Raw genomic sequence first — 13384 nt, forward strand, 5'->3', positions numbered from 1 at the left:
TTGACCTCATAAACATCCAAGACAGTGACGCAGCGTGGAAAGAAGGTGTAACGACAGTTAAAAAACATTCAGAACCGGGGGCAGGTGCCCAGAGCAATAATGTATCAAGCTTCCCATAAGTCTTATAGTTAATTGCCTATTGAGGATTAGAAAGTAGTGTAATAAGCTCATCAAGGGCCATTTTAGAATCTTGAGATTGATCAAGAATTTTCTTCTTTAGTTCAGAGATGCGATTATTTTGGTTTGAAAGAGAATGGCTTTCCTCAAGTGCATCAAAGTTAAAGCCAGCAATAAATTGCTCCTGTTTTTTACCTAGTTCGATAATACTATCATACTCTTCTATTAAGGTTTCATGCCATTTAATAGCATATTCAAGGTTAACAAGAGGCAGTTCGAAGGTAAGCTTATCTAGCTTGAGGCTATCTTTCGTTACTTTCATACTTTGCCAATAGCGCCAGTAGTCTTCTCTTGCTTTAAGGTTTTGAATATGCTGATTGATAATTTCAATGGCAGTTTCTTTGTCTAAGCGATTAAGCATAGAAGGAAGTACAAACTTCTCAGAAGCAGAAGGCATGAGCTCTTCATTTAATTTTTCTTCTAACATGGTATGAAGGGTTTTCTTTCCTAGGCCAGTAATTTGATAAATGCGTCTTACTCTAGAACCATGTGTTTCCTCTTTAACTAAAGTAATCTCTTCGTGCTTTTCTAGTTTAGATAGCGCGTAGTAAATAGAGCCTGATTTGATTTGGGTCCATTGCTCTAGGCCTGTTTCTTGAATGAACTTTTGAATTTCATAGCCATGAGTTGCTTTGATATTGAGATAATATAAAATAAGTGTGCGTACCATATAAAGCTCCTTATCCAATGTTGGTTAATATAATGCTATATTATATCCAACGTTGGATAATGTCAACACAATATAGAAAATTACATTAAAACAATAAGCGTTTTATACATTAACAAAGTAGGAGAAGTAAAGTAGAATAGGGGTAACTTAAAAAGTGAAAGACATAAGGAGGATAGATATGGAGCCGATAGAGAAGAATTTAGAAACTATGGCAGCATTAGAAAAAGAGAATAAGTTTTATAATAATCGCCCGATAAAAACACTTTTAACTTTATACAAAGGAAATTACTTAAAGCTACTGCGTGCTTTTGTGTGTTTCTTTGTTAAACACTCACCAGTATGGTTTACACCGATTGTGGCAACTAATATTATTAACATTATTAGCTCAGGAGAAGGGGATCAGCTTCATAAGATTGTTATTAACGTAAGTATTTTACTAGTCTTAGTACTCATTAATATACCATCTAATTATTTATATATACGCTACATCAGTTTAGCTACTAGACAAGTGGAATCAGATATTCGTATTAACCTCGTAAAAAAACTCCAAGTATTATCTATTCCTTATCATAAACATTTGCAAGCAGGAAGACTGCAAGCCAAAGTGTTAAGAGATGTAGAAGCCATTACCACTTTATCTACACAATTTTGTAATAGTATTGTTCCTATTATTTTAAATCTAACAGTAGCTTTTACGATTACGATTAGTAAAAATGGTTCTGTAGCCCTATTTTTTGCATTATCTATGCCTGCTTGTTTCTTTATAGTGAAGCTTTTTAGAAAACGTATCCGAAGAACGAGTAGAGATTTCCGTAAGAATATAGAAGAAATGTCTGCTACTGTATCTCAGATGGTAGAGATGGTACCGATTACAAGAGCTCATGCTTTAGAACAGGTAGAAATTGATAAGGTTGATAGTACAGTACATAAGGTAAAAGATACAGGCTATAAAGTAGATGTACTCAATTCCTTTTTAGGTTCTTGTAGCTGGGTGTCTATTCAAGTTTTGCAGGTGGCATGTTTACTTTTTACAGGTTATTTAGCTTATAAAAAAGAAATACAGGTAGGGGATATTGTCCTTTATCAAACCTATTTTGCTACAGTCCTTAACCAAGTGTCTGCTGTGATTAATATCTACCCTGATATTGTAAAAGGCTTTGAATCTATTAACTCAGTAGGGGAGATTTTCCTAGCAGAGGATGTAGAAAGACATATGGGGAAGAAGAAGCTCAAACAAGTAGAAGGGCATTTTGAATTTAATGATGTGAGCTTTAAATATGAAGATGGCCTAGACTTAGTTTTAGATGAGTTCAATTTAGATGTAAAACCAGGAGAATGTATTGCTTTTGTAGGAGAATCAGGGGGAGGAAAAACGACTTTATTAAATCTTCTTATCGGCTTTATGAAACCTACTAAAGGAACACTACTCTTAGATGGACAGGATATGACGACCTTAGACCTACATGATTATAGGCGTAAGATAGCTATGGTTCCTCAAAATACTATTTTATTTTCAGGAACCATTAGAGATAACATTACCTATGGAATTCCTACTGTAAGTGAGGAAAAGCTCAATGAGGTGATAGAAGCAGCAGCTTTAAAAGAAGTGATAGAAAAACTTCCATACGGTTTAGAAACCTTAGTAGGGGAGCATGGTGATATGCTATCGGGTGGACAAAAGCAACGTATAGCTATTGCAAGAGCTTTGGTAAGGGATCCAAGTGTGATTATTTTGGATGAGGCAACTTCAGCCCTTGATAATCAGTCTGAGATGCATATTCAACAAGCTATGAAAAATTTGATTAAAGGTAGAACAACCTTTGTAGTAGCCCATAGACTTTCCACTATTATTGATTCAGACCGCATCGTTGTCGTAAGCGGTGGTAAAAATATTGAAAACGGAAGCTATGAAGAACTCATGGCAAAGCAAGGAGCTTTCTACGAACTTGCTAAAGGACGTATTGGCTAGTTTTTAACCTATATATATCCTATAAAAACACAGGTGGCATTTCAGTAAAATGCCACCTGTGTTTTTATAAATAACTAGTCATTATTTTTTAAATCTAGAATTTGCTCTTTTCCATCCATAGTAATAGTAACCTGAATAGATTCTTGTTTGATTTCTACCACACCGCCTGTACTACCTGATCTTATTGTGAAGATAGTATCAGTTGGGGGCGCCTCATCATAATTTTCACTAAGTGAGCCACCACCGTGGCTATATTCATAGGAAATACTTAGATTTTTTACTTCTGATAAATCAGAGAGATTCTTTTTATATGTTGCTGTTAATAGCCTATCTTTTTCGCTAGTAGTATCTAATTTTCCGTTGCCCTCGGTAAAAGTTATGATATTATCTACTCTATATTCTACGTGCCAGGATTCATTTTCGCCTGAATAAGTATAATGATGTTCGATGATTTCTTTGTTAGAACAGCCTAAAGTAACTAGTAGTAGCGTAAGGAGGAGGTTAATGGATTTTTTCATTTCATTTCTCCTTTTATTATTTTATGAATTCATGTATCACTAGTAGTTTATGTAATGCTTAACTTAAAGTGAAGTAGCATCTATTTTTTTATTAAAGTGACAAGAGTATTTTCTAGCTCTTCTAGGTCCCCCTTTTCTAGAGATTTTTCTCCATAGCGAATACGTTCATAGGTAACTGAATCTATAGATGGTAAATGAGACTGATCCTTTGCTAAGCTTGTTAATTCCTTTGGCGTATGAGATGCTTTAAAGGTCAGTCCTTGTAGTTTGAAGCCTTCTAGAAGTAGTTTAAAGCCAAAACGATATTTAGCTTCATTGTTAGGTCGCTTAAGGAATTCCTTAAGCTGCTTTTTCCATCTGTTTTTATTAAGAGATGGAGCTTTACTTTGAAGACTTGTGGTAAAGGAAACCTCCTCTATCGTTTCATCATAGAATAAATTAGGCGGTTTTGTGACTTCTTTTAATCCAAATAAAATTCCATATAGTTTTATGAAAAGTCTCTTGATAAGTTTAATAATATCTAGTAAGCATGCTATGATATATTTTCTAAGAAGGATAATCAGGCTAATGATAATACACCAAAATATAACTTCCCAGAGATGACTAGTAGTAGATTCACCTACTAGTTGCGTAATAACGTCCGTATTTTCTCTTGTCTGTGTTGCCAAATCATCGCCTCTAGGCATGAGACTGCTGATGAAGTTTAGTATATAGCCAATCAGCAATATAAACACTTTGATGATGGTAAGTAAAATGTTACCTATAAGCCTCCTTAAAGGATAGACAATAAAAATAAAGCTCATGACTAAACATAGCCACTTAGTATTATTCCGTCTAATATTTGTTATCATAGGTGTATTTTTCCGTGATCTTTCCAGCATCTCATCTAAGTTAGCTTGGTTATGTAAGAAAATATAAAGAGCAATGACGGCAACAAATAGAAGGGATATAAAGCTATAGTTCTGTGCAATCATAGCGCCCAAATCAATAAATGCAGCAACAATGCAAATCTCCCAAGAAATAATCTCTGTATAGTGAAGTCCATAGCTTTTATAAAACTTGCCATAAAATATAAGAAAAAGAATATACCAACAAACAATGAGGCCAATGTAGTCCTTATATATAAGGAGAGCGTAAGTAAAAGGGAGGCCAAAGCTTAGGAGGTAAGTAACTATAAGTAGGAGATACTTTCCAATAATAGAAAGGCTATTTTTACGGAGAATATAGTATTTAAACTTAGCCTGAAAGTAACCTAAGTAAGCACCTATCAATAAAGTTACAGCGTTTATACTAAAAGATGTAAGGGTACAATTAATCTCACCAATATAAGCTACTAGAAATAAAATGGGGATGACTGTTAAAAAGAAAGTCCATAAAGCTAAATGAGGTAATAGTTTAGAACTAGAAGTATTCATCTTAGCTCACCTTCTTTCTAGTAGTGTGGTCTAATACATAATAAATTTCTAAATCAGGAAAGTGTACGGCATCTTTAGAGAATGCTAAAAAGTAGACCTTAATATGGATCCCGAAACGTTCCTTTTCTCTAATAAATGCCGCAATTTCTTCATCCATAAAAGCTGTAATAAGAGTGACATAAGGAGAGGTGATTTCTGAGTCATACTCCTTTAAAAACTGAGAAAAATGCAAAGTAAAAGTTGTTTGTAGGCCAGCTAAAGAAACAAAGAGGTCATGAATATGGGTATAGCCCCACATTTCTTTAGAGACTAAACTTGTCTGAGCATCCAAAGTGGCAGCATTAGCCATGAGCTTAATAGGAATGCTTCTAGGTAGTGTATATTCAAGTTCACCAGCAGCGATTTGAATGGCTAGTTCTAGCTTATCATCTGTCATTTCTTCTCGAAGCTGAGCTTTGTTTAGCTGCATATTGATAATAACAGTCATATTTTGCTGAGTAGTAGCTTCATGATGACGGACCATAAGCTGATTATGTCTAGCACTCATGCCCCAGTGGATTTGATTCATAGTATCCCTTTGGGTATACTCTCTAACACCTGAAACGGTAAAGGGATCTTCTAGTATAAAGCGTCTTACTACCTGATCACCTTGAAGCTCCTTATAACCAATGGGAGCAATGTCCAAAAGTACAGGAATAGGCAGTACAACTAAGCTGCCTTTAACAAAAAATAAACTACTATATTTGCAAAAGCCAAAGATGTCATTGGCCACAATGGTAGTATCTTCAATATGATAGATACCTCTCTTTAGACATTTAGCCTTCCAAGCTCTAGTAACACGTTTTTTTCCAGCGATGCTAAATAAGCTGGCTAAAGAACGTGTTTTATCATTAACGGCGGAAGTATTACCAGCAAAATCGAGATATTTACTAGTAGAAATTTCTGATTTTAAGCTGGAGATGGGCAGGGCTGTGGGATTAGTTACAGTTTCTATGATTTCAATATCAGCACCTTCAAAAACTTCATCTACACTGAATTTACATTCATAGCCTATGTAAGGAAAAACTTTAGTTAAATAGATTTGATGTTCAATAAGAATACCTAAAATAATAAGAAAACAAATACCGAAGATTTCCATAATTAGTCCTCCTATTCAATAGGTACAGGTACTTGGCTTAATAAGTCCTCAAAAATCGTTTCAAGGGTATGTACATTACTAGCTATTTGATAGCCATTATAAATGACACGGTGAAGGGCTACATCTTTGACAATAGCTTTCACATCATCAGGAATAACATAATCCCTGCCGGCCATAGCTGCAAAAGCCTTAGAAGCCTTAAACATAGCTAAAGAACCTCGGAGGCTAAGGCCAAGTTTAAGCCTTGAATCCTGACGAGTGGCATTACTAATAGCTACTATGTAAGCTTTAATACTATCGCTTACTTTGACCTCTTTAACGGCTGCTTGGGCTTCTAAGATTTGTTCTTTAGTTACAACACATTGAAGGTCATTTAAAGGAGAGGCATTAGCTTGACTAGAAAGTACATTTATTTCATCAGCTTCACTAGGATAACCCATACTAAGGCGCATAAAAAAACGGTCCAATTGGGCTTCTGGTAAAGGAAAGGTACCTTGAGTTTCAATAGGATTTTGAGTGGCGATAACAAGGAAAGGTGCTTCTAGAGAATAAGTAATGCCATCTACTGTTACTTGAGCTTCCTCCATACATTCCAGTAAACTAGATTGAGTTCTAGGAGTAGCACGATTAATTTCATCAGCTAATAAGATATGTGTGAAAATTGGACCGGGCTTAAAGATAAAATCTTGTTCTTTTTGATTATAAAAGTTAATGCCCATAAGATCAGAAGGAAGTAAGTCAGGGGTGAACTGAACACGCTTAAATTGGCAACCTAATGATTTAGCCAGAGCTTTAGCAGATGTGGTTTTGCCAGTGCCAGGGATGTCTTCCAATAGAATGTGACCGTTGCATAAAAGTGCCATAATGAGTTTACTAATTTCAGTATCTTTACCTTTAATAACCTTTGTCATATTACCTTTAAGCGATGAAGCTATTTGTTCTACAACTGATAAGTTCATTGAGATTCCTCCTAAATATTTTGGATTACTGCGTAACTACTTAATGAGAAAATTGCAAGGCGATGAAGAGTGAATAATTGGTTGCTTATGAATAAATTTGATTTGTAAATATATTTATACAACTATACTAAGTATAGCTGATGATTTCTGAGTTTAATATATGTATATCTAAAGAAAAGAGGAGGAATTAACTGGTTATTTTGACAGACGCAAATAAACTCCCCAAGTCACAGATTCCTGTAGCCCAGAGAGTTTATATAGGTTGTTCTTCGATATTCACTAATTTAGTACCTCTTTCTCTTATATTCTTAAGTTTTAATCTAGATCATATGCTTTTTTAGCTGCAGTATAGTTAATACTGGGTTTAGGTGGCTTAGCTTCTGTTAATGCAACTTGTCTTACAATAGAAGTATTGGCCAGCATAATGAGAAATTTTTCACCAGCTTCATTAGTTGTCACCTTAGTTTTAAGAGCTTCTGTAGGCAACGTATGCATTTCTTCACTATAGCCTTTAAGTGCTGAACTAGAGTTTACTTTTCTAACGCGTGTCATCTCTGTATGCAAGGAAGTTTTGAATTCATTGGCATGAGAAGAACTAGTAGAAGTGGGTGGTGAAACATTACAAGTATTAACGATGCTAGTAATAAGATTAAGCATAATAAACACCTCCTATATAACTATGTTTTTGTGAACACTGGCATCACCCTTTCTTTGTTTTTTTGTATTATATATATCGACAAAATAAAGAAAAAATACATAGTAAATTGAAAGATTGCTTTTCACTTTTTATTAGGAAGTCGGCTTTTTGATTACATATACATAAGTATAAAGCGAAATAAATAAAGTAAAAATAGCTTCCCGAGTATAAAGAATACTTGAGAAGCTATTTTTGTTGCTATTCATAATGGTTATAAATTAAAATTGTTCACGGCTATTTGCTATGAAGAGCACTGTAGAAAGCACAAAAGCCACCAAATAGCATGCCGGTGATAGGAAAGACTAGCCAACAAATGCCCCATAGATTAAAGACGAAGCCTAAGAAAAGAAAAACAGCAGTAGCTAAAGGCCATACAATACCAGCAACAGCGCCAATGAGTTTGTCTTCTTGCTTTTTCTCAGGACTAAACTCTTCTAATTTTAAAAGTCTTTTATAGGCCTCAGGAACCATGCCTGTGTAAATAAAGATATTAACAGCCAGAGCAATCATAACTAATAAAATACATACGCCAGCGAGAGTAAGGTTGTTACTAAACATAGAACCGAGAAAAATAGGTACTGGGGAAAGGATACAAAGACTAACGCCAGTAATAATAGCCACTGGTTTCTGTGCACTTACACTAGGATACTCTTTAGATAAAATTGCTTTAGCAGAGGCGCTTAGCTCAAATCCACCTTCTTCAATGAATTTAAATGGTTCTAGCTGAGTACCTGAAAAAATGAAGAGTCCTACAGCGGGAACAATAAATAAGAATAGCATAATGACAGGGAACATGCCTTTAGAGTTAGAGTTGGCTTGCTTGAGAATGATATTGGCATCAATAAGAGCAATACAGCCAATTAAAGTGGCAACACCTAATAAAATTAAAGCAACACCTAAACCAACGAAACGAGCACTTTTTCGCTTAAGGCTAATAAAATTTCGAGCATCTTCTAAGCTAAGTGTAGGACCTACTGGCTTATTTAAGCTGAGCTGAGACTCAGAAGACACGTTAATATTCATTTCTTTTAATAACTCATCGATATTTCCAAATTCAGAGATGACGATGCCAATGGCTTCATTTTCTGTTTTTCCATTAGCTTTTAGCTCCTCATATTTATCCCCCATATTGGCCAAAAGCTCATCTTTTAGATTTAAAATCTCCTTTGTTTGTGGTAAAGATTGAAAAACATTGTCTAAATAATTTTTAATAATTTCCATACTAATCCAACTCCTTTATAAACCTATTGATAACATTTTGGGTGAGTTCCCATTCTTTGCATTTCTCCTTATAGTAGGAGAGACCTTCTTCGGTAATTCTAAAATAAGTACGTCTTTTTCCTTGTGTTTCTTCTCCAAAGTAGGAGGTAATATAGCCATTCTTCTCCAGTCTATTAAAGGCAGAGTAGAGAGTAGTTTCTTTCATGACATATTGTTCTTCTGTTAAAGTACGGATGTTTTTAGAAATTTCATAGCCGTAAGAATCTCCTTCTATTAAGAGATACAAAATGATGGTGTCGTTATAGCCTCTAATTACGTCGCTACTAATCATGTTTTGTGCCCCCGATCTATTACTACGATAGATGTACTACGACAGGTGTACTACATCTGATGAAGTAAGTGTAGCACAACTACTACGACAAGTAAAGTAATTTTTTGAATGAGTTTAGACTATTTGTTAAATAACTCTAAAGAAACTAAAGAAAAAAGAATATTATAGGACCTTTCAAGGCATGAAGGACCTATAATAAAAGATATGGAATAGTTTCACGAATGTTATTAATAATACGTAATATATTGACATTTTCGTGTGATTAGTTATAATAACCTTAATAACATAGGAAAAGCAAAGATGGAAAAGAGTAGACTTTATAAATCATCCAGAGAGAAGAATACTTGGTGGAAGTTCTTTATGAAAGCGTTTAGTTGAAAACCATTCCTGAGCTGTTGTGCTGAACCAATAAGTAAGTACATCCGTATGTCTGCGTTAAAGGCTAGGATTTGTTAGAATCTGAAGTGAAAAGTTAAGGTGGAACCGTGCACAGATTATAATTGCACCCTTAAATAAATGACTATAAGGTCATTTGTTTTAGGGTGCTTTTCTTGTGTTATATATTTCAAATTTGAAAAGGAGGACATAAGAAATGAAAGTAATAATGAAGGATGGTTTAGTAAAAGATTTTAAGTTCGAGGAAAAAGAGGGGAAGAATGCTTTTAGACATACAGCATCTCATGTTTTAGCACAAGCTGTTAAAAGGTTATACCCAACTACAAAGTGTGCTATTGGACCTGTGATTGAAGATGGGTTTTACTATGATTTTGAGTTTGACTTTGAATTCACAGCGGCGAATTTAGTAGAGATTGAGCAAGAGATGAGAAAAATCGTTAAAGAAAGTCTCTCCTTGCAAAGATATACTTTAAATAGAGAAGAAGCACTTGCACTGATGAAAGAGAAAAATGAACCTTATAAAATAGAGCTTATTAATGACTTACCTGAAGATGCACAGCTTAGCTTTTATCAGCAAGGAGATTATTTGGAATTATGTGCAGGACCACATGTAACTAATACAAGCCTAATCAAAGCCTTTAAGTTGACAGCAACGGCTGGAGCGTATTGGAGAGGAAACGAAAAAAATAAGATGCTCACAAGGATTTATGGAACAGCTTTTCCAAAGAGTAGTGATTTAGAAGCCTATTTACAAAGCATTGAAGAAGCTAAAAAGAGGGATCATAGAAAGTTAGGAAAAGAACTAGGTTTATTTACAATTCTAGACGAAGGACCAGGTTTTCCATTCTTCCTGCCAAAAGGTATGGTACTTAAAAATCTCTTAATTGATTATTGGAGAAAGCTTCATACGAGAGAAGGTTATGTGGAAATTAGCACACCGATGATGCTCAATAAAGAACTTTGGGAAACATCTGGTCACTGGGATCATTACCGTGAAAACATGTATACCACAGTTATCGACGATACAGATTTTGCCATCAAACCAATGAATTGTCCTGGTGGTATGTTAGTTTATAAATTACAGCCTCACTCTTATCGTGAACTCCCTATTCGTATGGGTGAATTGGGATTGGTTCATAGGCATGAAAAGTCAGGAGCTTTACATGGTCTTATGCGTGTACGTTGCTTTACACAAGACGATGCTCATATTTTCATGACACAGGAACAAATTACAGATGAGATTAAAGGTGTTGTAAGACTTATTGATGAAGTGTATAGCAAGTTCGGTTTTAAGTATCATGTGGAGTTATCTACACGTCCAGAAAATAGTATTGGTAGTGATGAAGATTGGAATGTGGCAACTGAGGGACTCAAAAAGGCTTTAGATGAGATGCAGCTAGAATATGTGATTAATGAGGGAGACGGCGCTTTCTATGGACCAAAGATAGACTTCCACCTAGAGGATTCTATAGGTAGAACATGGCAGTGTGGTACTATTCAACTAGACTTTCAGTTACCTGTAAGGTTTGAAGCAGAATACATTGGTGCAGATGGTAAGAAGCATAGACCTATTATGATTCACCGCGTTGTCTTTGGCTCTATTGAACGATTCATAGGCATTCTAATTGAGCATTATGCGGGTAAATTCCCACTTTGGTTAGCGCCAGTTCAAGTAAAAGTGCTCCCTATTTCAGATAAATTCTCAGAGTATGGAGCCTTCGTCATGGCAGAATTACAAAAACAAGGTATCCGCTGTGAAATAGATAATAGAGATGAAAAGATAGGCTATAAGATTAGAGAAGCACAGCTTGGTAAAGTGCCTTATATGGTAGTTGTAGGTCAAAAAGAGGTGGAAAGTAATCTTGTTACAATTCGCAGGCGAGATGAAAGTACTCAAGAAGGCTATAGTATACAGGAGTTTGTACAGCTTCTAAACAATGAAATTGAAGGATTTTAAGGTGATTTCTAACTAGGTTAATAAGAGATTATTGAGTGAGAAGCTACACCAAGCAAATATTGCGTAGTGTAGCTTTTTTGTGATGTCGATATGTGAGAAATAAAAATAGATGAATATTTGAGTTACAAGTATTCTGAAAATATTGATAAGTAGTTTTGAGAATGCTACGATATTTATATAGTATTAAAGAGTACCGTTAGTATGAGACATATATTGATATAAGAATTGATAGAGGGGGTGAAGTGTTGAGAAGAGGACATATCTGTTATCTAATAGTAGGGGGGCTGATAATAGTAATGCTAATGAAAATATTTTTGTCACAAAATGAGCCTAAGAGAAAAGTAGAAGCTAATCATGTGATAGACACTGCAATTAATGGTGAGGGAGAAAAAGAGAAACAATTAATAGAAGATAAAGGTATTAACGATTTGTTAGAAAAAGCAAAGGGAGCGACAACTCTAGATATTATACAAGGTGGGCAGAATGAAGAAAATCAGGGAGTAGTGGATCCAAGAGGAATAGTCATAAGGTATCAAGGAGATATTGTAGGAGCTCATTACAGCTTATATAGAGTACAATGTTCATGAAAACTATAATCGCTTTTATGAAATTAGGGCTAGTAAACTTTGGTTACAGATTCTATTCTTATATAAGGAAGAGAAGGAATTATTTAGCCAAAAGGAAAATAGACAGGGAATGCGTATAGGCTATCAAGGCATTAAGATAATTTCTATTGAGGAAATAAAAGATGAAAAGCACAGTCCTAAGATTTTAAAGGCTTATGCAGTTACCTTTTTTATTGAGAGTGAAGTAGGAGGAGAAAAAAACTTCGAGCCTATCTATATAGGAGAAGAGAATGGTGTTAGAGTGATATATAGCCAGGGAATATAAGCAATAAACTAAGATAAATAAAATGTTTTATATTAAAAGGGCATTGTATGAAAAGCGCAATACAAAATTCTTATGCTATATTTTGTGTAGGAGGTGTTTAAAATGCACGCATGGGAAGCAATACAAAAAAGTATTGAGTACATTGAAGAAAACCTGACACAAGAAATACAAATTGAAGAACTCGCAAGTATAGCTGGATTATCGCCGTTCTATTTTCAACGACTATTTACACGTTTAGCTAAGAAGCCTGTTTGTGAGTACATTAAGTTACGCAGACTGGCACAAGCAGTAAACGAACTAAAAGGTAAAGAAGTGAGAATACTTGATATTGCAATAAACTATGGTTTCTCCAGTCATGCTAATTTTACAAGAGCATTCAAGGAAACCTATGGCATTACACCAGAGGAATATCGTACAGGTAAAATTCATCTTAACCAATTTGTGAAACCAGAACTGGTTTTAAATTATGTAATGGTTGATGAAAATGTCCCATTAATTACGGATGGCATTGTAATTGAGGTTAAGCGAAAAAAATTAGAGGTTCCACGTTCTTATATAGGTATTGCAAGAGAAATACCTATTGCAGAATTAATGGGCGGAACGACTACAAGTGTTTCTGTTACAGGAAAGCTATGGGATGATTTTCATTCTGTAAAATCGGAAATTCCTTATTTGGTTAAGGGAGGAAATGAATTTGGTGCACTTTATATAGGAGAAGCTAAAGAGGGGCATTGCATCTATATGGCAGGAGCAGAGGCAGAATATGGTGCAAGTGCAGAGGGATATTCGACTTTTGAACTTCCTGCTGCCGAGTACCTTATTTGTGGTTTTGAAGCGGAAAACTTTGAGGAATTAACAAATTCTGCTGTTTACAAAGCACAGACATTCATGGAAAGATGGATGAGAGAACATCATTTAACGACGACTGATTTTGCAGGAGAAATGTACTATCCATCTACTGCTGAATATTCATATTTAGAGCATTGGATGATACCAGTATCTACTAAGTAGAACAAGGGCTATAAACCTAGAGATTGCATACTAG

13 protein-coding genes and 1 other annotated feature are annotated in these 13384 nt (G+C 35.0%); of the genes, 5 read left to right on the forward strand and 8 right to left on the reverse strand.

The window, feature by feature from the left end; all coding sequences use genetic code 11:
* Nucleotides 1-136 precede the first annotated feature (136 nt).
* Complete coding sequence (locus tag CLOLE_RS00845; protein WP_013655181.1) at nucleotides 137-847, reverse strand: PadR family transcriptional regulator; 711 nt, start codon at nucleotides 845-847, stop codon at nucleotides 137-139.
* A gap of 178 nt (nucleotides 848-1025) precedes the next feature.
* Between CLOLE_RS00845 and CLOLE_RS00850 the strand changes: the two genes are divergently transcribed.
* Nucleotides 1026-2816, forward strand: coding sequence for an ABC transporter ATP-binding protein (locus tag CLOLE_RS00850; RefSeq protein WP_013655182.1), 1791 nt, complete (start codon nucleotides 1026-1028; stop codon nucleotides 2814-2816).
* A 74-nt stretch (nucleotides 2817-2890) separates the two neighbouring features.
* Here CLOLE_RS00850 and CLOLE_RS00855 read toward each other — a convergent pair whose 3' ends face one another.
* From CLOLE_RS00855 to CLOLE_RS00885, 7 genes are all read right to left on the reverse strand, one after another.
* Nucleotides 2891-3334, reverse strand: a complete 444-nt coding sequence (locus CLOLE_RS00855) for a hypothetical protein (protein WP_013655183.1) — start codon at nucleotides 3332-3334, stop codon at nucleotides 2891-2893.
* 80 nt (nucleotides 3335-3414) lie between these two features.
* A complete protein-coding gene (locus CLOLE_RS00860; protein WP_013655184.1) occupies nucleotides 3415-4749 on the reverse strand; it encodes a hypothetical protein in 1335 nt (444 codons plus the stop codon).
* 1 nt (nucleotide 4750) lies between these two features.
* Nucleotides 4751-5887, reverse strand: coding sequence for a DUF58 domain-containing protein (locus CLOLE_RS00865; protein ID WP_013655185.1), 1137 nt, complete (start codon nucleotides 5885-5887; stop codon nucleotides 4751-4753).
* An 11-nt stretch (nucleotides 5888-5898) separates the two neighbouring features.
* Nucleotides 5899-6846, reverse strand: a complete 948-nt coding sequence (locus CLOLE_RS00870; RefSeq protein ID WP_013655186.1) for an AAA family ATPase — start codon at nucleotides 6844-6846, stop codon at nucleotides 5899-5901.
* A gap of 315 nt (nucleotides 6847-7161) precedes the next feature.
* Nucleotides 7162-7503, reverse strand: a complete 342-nt coding sequence (locus CLOLE_RS00875; RefSeq protein ID WP_013655187.1) for a hypothetical protein — start codon at nucleotides 7501-7503, stop codon at nucleotides 7162-7164.
* A 274-nt stretch (nucleotides 7504-7777) separates the two neighbouring features.
* Nucleotides 7778-8764 (reverse strand): permease prefix domain 1-containing protein, encoded by a 987-nt coding sequence (locus CLOLE_RS00880; RefSeq protein WP_013655188.1) that lies wholly within the window; start codon nucleotides 8762-8764, stop codon nucleotides 7778-7780.
* A 1-nt stretch (nucleotide 8765) separates the two neighbouring features.
* On the reverse strand, nucleotides 8766-9095 hold the full coding sequence (locus CLOLE_RS00885; protein ID WP_013655189.1) for a PadR family transcriptional regulator: 330 nt from the start codon (nucleotides 9093-9095) through the stop codon (nucleotides 8766-8768).
* Nucleotides 9096-9383: 288 nt separating this feature from the next.
* Nucleotides 9384-9608: a binding site (T-box leader), on the forward strand.
* A gap of 79 nt (nucleotides 9609-9687) precedes the next feature.
* Between CLOLE_RS00885 and thrS the strand changes: the two genes are divergently transcribed.
* The 4 genes from thrS to CLOLE_RS00905 all read left to right on the forward strand — a co-directional run bounded on the left by thrS (nucleotide 9688) and on the right by CLOLE_RS00905 (nucleotide 13350).
* Nucleotides 9688-11448, forward strand: coding sequence for a threonine--tRNA ligase (gene thrS, locus CLOLE_RS00890; protein ID WP_013655190.1), 1761 nt, complete (start codon nucleotides 9688-9690; stop codon nucleotides 11446-11448).
* A 302-nt stretch (nucleotides 11449-11750) separates the two neighbouring features.
* Nucleotides 11751-12035, forward strand: a complete 285-nt coding sequence (locus CLOLE_RS00895) for a hypothetical protein (protein ID WP_162145052.1) — start codon at nucleotides 11751-11753, stop codon at nucleotides 12033-12035.
* A 109-nt stretch (nucleotides 12036-12144) separates the two neighbouring features.
* Nucleotides 12145-12339, forward strand: a complete 195-nt coding sequence (locus CLOLE_RS00900; protein WP_013655192.1) for a hypothetical protein — start codon at nucleotides 12145-12147, stop codon at nucleotides 12337-12339.
* A gap of 102 nt (nucleotides 12340-12441) precedes the next feature.
* Complete coding sequence (locus tag CLOLE_RS00905; RefSeq protein ID WP_013655193.1) at nucleotides 12442-13350, forward strand: AraC family transcriptional regulator; 909 nt, start codon at nucleotides 12442-12444, stop codon at nucleotides 13348-13350.
* Nucleotides 13351-13384: the final 34 nt, after the last annotated feature.

This window comes from Cellulosilyticum lentocellum DSM 5427 (genome assembly GCF_000178835.2).
Lineage (GTDB): Bacteria > Bacillota > Clostridia > Lachnospirales > Cellulosilyticaceae > Cellulosilyticum > Cellulosilyticum lentocellum.

Excerpts from the sequence above, each read along its gene's own strand:
- CLOLE_RS00870 (WP_013655186.1), bottom strand. The coding sequence starts at position 6,846 with ATGAACTTATCAGTTGTAGAACAAATAGCTTCATCGCTTAAAGGTAAT.
- CLOLE_RS00895 (WP_162145052.1), top strand. The coding sequence starts at position 11,751 with ATGAAAATATTTTTGTCACAAAATGAGCCTAAGAGAAAAGTAGAAGCT.
- CLOLE_RS00850 (WP_013655182.1), top strand. The coding sequence starts at position 1,026 with ATGGAGCCGATAGAGAAGAATTTAGAAACTATGGCAGCATTAGAAAAA.
- CLOLE_RS00865 (WP_013655185.1), bottom strand. The coding sequence starts at position 5,887 with ATGGAAATCTTCGGTATTTGTTTTCTTATTATTTTAGGTATTCTTATT.
- CLOLE_RS00885 (WP_013655189.1), bottom strand. The coding sequence starts at position 9,095 with ATGATTAGTAGCGACGTAATTAGAGGCTATAACGACACCATCATTTTG.
- CLOLE_RS00860 (WP_013655184.1), bottom strand. The coding sequence starts at position 4,749 with ATGAATACTTCTAGTTCTAAACTATTACCTCATTTAGCTTTATGGACT.
- CLOLE_RS00845 (WP_013655181.1), bottom strand. The coding sequence starts at position 847 with ATGGTACGCACACTTATTTTATATTATCTCAATATCAAAGCAACTCAT.
- CLOLE_RS00905 (WP_013655193.1), top strand. The coding sequence starts at position 12,442 with ATGCACGCATGGGAAGCAATACAAAAAAGTATTGAGTACATTGAAGAA.
- CLOLE_RS00875 (WP_013655187.1), bottom strand. The coding sequence starts at position 7,503 with ATGCTTAATCTTATTACTAGCATCGTTAATACTTGTAATGTTTCACCA.
- CLOLE_RS00900 (WP_013655192.1), top strand. The coding sequence starts at position 12,145 with ATGCGTATAGGCTATCAAGGCATTAAGATAATTTCTATTGAGGAAATA.
- CLOLE_RS00880 (WP_013655188.1), bottom strand. The coding sequence starts at position 8,764 with ATGGAAATTATTAAAAATTATTTAGACAATGTTTTTCAATCTTTACCA.
- thrS (WP_013655190.1), top strand. The coding sequence starts at position 9,688 with ATGAAAGTAATAATGAAGGATGGTTTAGTAAAAGATTTTAAGTTCGAG.
- CLOLE_RS00855 (WP_013655183.1), bottom strand. The coding sequence starts at position 3,334 with ATGAAAAAATCCATTAACCTCCTCCTTACGCTACTACTAGTTACTTTA.